Raw genomic sequence first — 2,951 nt, 5'->3', positions numbered from 1 at the left:
AGTAGTAGGTTCTACTTCACGCCTTCCGTTCCCCGCTTCAATCTGACGGGTTATGAATCCTGAAACTGGAGGTGGCTACCGCCGTTACTCTCAACTTCCTGCTTTACTAGATGGGTCACAACTCCCATCGTTTAAGCTATCAGTCTTGACCCTGAGTTCCCTGCCTTGCTGAGATTGCTCCAAGCGTCGGGACATATAAACAGTTATGGGATGGTCGGGGATGAGAGTCAATTCCTATATTCCACCAATGGGTGAAAGTCCCACTAGGAGGTTATTTCGGGCATCGCAGCCCTATTTCACTCCTAAACGTTTCGCACATACCCGGTAAGTAAATATAAATCTGGGAAAACAGGTGGGGCAACAAGCCGATTAATCGGTCACAAAACCCTCATTAAACCCAGCAACAAAGCAGTTAAAGCCCACATAGAAGTGATAAAAGGTGAAGTTAAAAAACACAAAACTGCACCTCAATCAGCCCTGATTAGCAAACTAAACCCAATCATTCGGGGATGGTCAAACTATTATTCAGCGGTAGTCTCAAAAGAGACCTTCGTTAAGCTAGACAACATAGTCTGGCTAATGTTAAGGGCATGGACAGTATCGAGATGCAGAAAGGCGAGTTATAAAAAGCTAAGGAACTATTTCAGATATGGAACGGTTAAACTTAGCAACGGGAAAGAAAGGCATGAATCATGGTTATTCCAAACTAGAGATGGACTCCAATTATGGAAACATAATTGGACTCCGATTGTCAGACATACCCTAATACACCCGGAAGCAACACCATACGACGGAAACTGGACTTACTGGGCAACCAGGAAAGGACAAGCAATCGACACACCGACAAGGGTAGCCAAACTACTCAAAAAGCAAAAAGGCAGGTGTACCTGGTGTGGGCAATACTTTACTCCATCAGACTTAATTGAAGTAGACCACATTGTACCTCGAAGCCAAGGCGGAAAGGATGAATACAAGAACCTTCAACTATTACACCGCCACTGTCATGATGATAAGACGGCAATTGACAATGCCAACGCTGTATCCTTAACAATGGAACAATCAAATTAGGAGCCGTATGAGGTGAAAGTCTCAAGTACGGTTCTGTATGGGAGGGGGAGATGGTGACATCTCTCTCGACCCCTACTACGATTTGTTACAGAGTTTGTTGACCTTGGGTTCCCTGCCGGTATTTGGTATCGTATGATACAAATCGTCGGGACATATAAACAGTTATAGGGATGGTCAGAAGTGCGCTTCTTGTATTCAACCAAGGGGTTGAAGTCCGCACCAGGCGGTTATTTCGGGTGTCTCAACCCTATTTCATGCCTGAAGGTCTCGCACCTACACCTTTTACAGTAAGCACTCTTAAAGACTACTCCCCAAGCGTAAATTCGGGTATGCCCTACCCTATTTGATTTTGACTTCGCTCTGGCCATTTGAACTGACGATGAAAGCTTTTCTACCAGTGATGGCTAGAGTTTTAGGGATTACGGAGTGTCTCTTGTTTCCGGCGTTCCCAAAGTCAACGACTTCAATTTATGTTCACACCAAGTCGCCCTAAAAGGACGAGGTTTTCAACCCATTTTTTCTGATAATTTTGTTAAACTATTCATGGCCGCGAATTTCGATCACTTGATTTTTTTCGTCCACAAGAACCACTTTCGGCTGATGAGTGGGGACTTCTTCCGGGGTCAACTGCCCATAAGCCATAATTATCAGGCGATCGCCTGGAATGCCTAAACGAGCCGCCGCCCCATTCAATTGAATTTCACCAGACCCAGGTGGGGCAGGAATGACATAGGTAATCAGTCTAGCCCCGTTAGTGGTGTTAACCACCTGTACCTGTTCATTAACCAAAATTCCGGCAGTGTCCAGTAAGTTTTGGTCAATACTTATACTGCCGACATAATTAAGGTTAGCCTCAGTTAGGGTACAGTTATGAATTTTAGCCAACAACAGGGTTCGATACATATTTTAAGGTCTCATCAGATCACATTGACATCCTCCCCGTAACCGGAAGGGGATTCCCAAACCTAACAATTTGGGTTTCTGGTTCTTTCCCCCTTTGGGGTTTTGAGCACCACTCCCGCAACTCCGGCTGTGTTCTGGTCTTCGGGTCGCAACCCAGACCGACACCGCCAGCCAGGCAGCTAAGATGCTGCTCCTGGCGTTTACGTCTGTCTCGGTCGTGATCAGTTTCCCAGTCGGGACATTCCCACTCCCGGACCTTTAACGGGATTTTTAAGGGCGATCGTATCCGCAGTTTAAGCATCCCCTGTAGGGGCGGCCTCCACCGTCAGCCATGCCCAACACCAGCCCACTGGATAAACCCGCCCGATTAAAAGCCGCTTTGGTCAACTCAGCCCTTCCGCCCTTCCTCCTCTTTTTAAACTTCGGGTACTTCGTCTTTCCCGCGAAGAAGTTGGAAAATGCGGACTGCCAATGCCTGAGTCTCTGCGATCGCCGAACCGAACTGACCTGCTTGATCAAGTCCAGCCCTTCCGTCTTGTTCCACCTCCTCAGCATCGAAGAAGTCTCGACGTAATCAATGCCCTCTTGTCCCTCGTACCAACCTTGGTTGGTGAGCGAAGTCCAACCATCAGTCCCCGTGGCTAATGGCTTGTTATACACCAGGCGAACACAACCCAAAGTCCTCCGCAACAGGTTTTCCTGTTCCGGGTAAAATCGGTATCGCTAGGCTTTCTCCGTCATCCTTGCAGTATATCTATAACCTGGTAATTACCTGACAACTCAGGAAAATTTATACAAATAGCCATCTCTTCTCAAAACAGGTTTCAAATCTATTGGTTTGACTGAAAACTGAGTTTTGTCAGGTTTGGTTAAAACAAAACTGCCGCGACTCGACGGGGTTATTCTACCGATTCCATGTGCCATCTGCTTGGCTATATCCCCGGTAAGCCATCCCTTAATTGGTTTTAATGGGTTATGGC

At 46.8% G+C, this 2,951-nt stretch carries 2 protein-coding genes and 3 pseudogenes; 1 reads left to right on the top strand and 4 read right to left on the bottom strand.

Annotated features, from left to right (window positions below):
- Positions 1 to 312: 312 nt before the first annotated feature.
- Positions 313 to 1,068: pseudogene (locus tag P5674_RS23900) on the top strand (group II intron reverse transcriptase); the annotation flags it as partial.
- A 537-nt stretch (positions 1,069 to 1,605) separates the two neighbouring features.
- Here the strand turns inward: P5674_RS23900 and panD are convergent.
- The 4 genes and pseudogenes from panD to P5674_RS23885 all read right to left on the bottom strand — a co-directional run.
- A complete protein-coding gene (gene panD, locus P5674_RS23895; protein ID WP_006615999.1) occupies positions 1,606 to 1,971 on the bottom strand; it encodes an aspartate 1-decarboxylase in 366 nt (121 codons plus the stop codon).
- A gap of 415 nt (positions 1,972 to 2,386) precedes the next feature.
- Positions 2,387 to 2,515 (bottom strand): hypothetical protein, encoded by a 129-nt coding sequence (locus P5674_RS26755; RefSeq protein WP_006625947.1) that lies wholly within the window; start codon positions 2,513 to 2,515, stop codon positions 2,387 to 2,389.
- A gap of 92 nt (positions 2,516 to 2,607) precedes the next feature.
- Positions 2,608 to 2,682 (bottom strand): annotated as a pseudogene (locus tag P5674_RS26750) (helix-turn-helix domain-containing protein); the annotation flags it as partial.
- 69 nt (positions 2,683 to 2,751) lie between these two features.
- Positions 2,752 to 2,951: pseudogene (locus P5674_RS23885) on the bottom strand (RNA-guided endonuclease IscB); the annotation flags it as partial.

It is taken from the genome of Limnospira sp. PMC 289.06 (genome assembly GCF_032350395.1).
Lineage (GTDB): Bacteria > Cyanobacteriota > Cyanobacteriia > Cyanobacteriales > Microcoleaceae > Limnospira > Limnospira platensis.
Note: the sequence above shows the minus strand (reverse complement) of the source record. Positions and strands in the feature narration are given on the sequence as shown.

Coding starts and splice junctions, on each gene's coding strand:
- panD (WP_006615999.1), bottom strand. CDS start 1,971: ATGTATCGAACCCTGTTGTTGGCTAAAATTCATAACTGTACCCTAACT.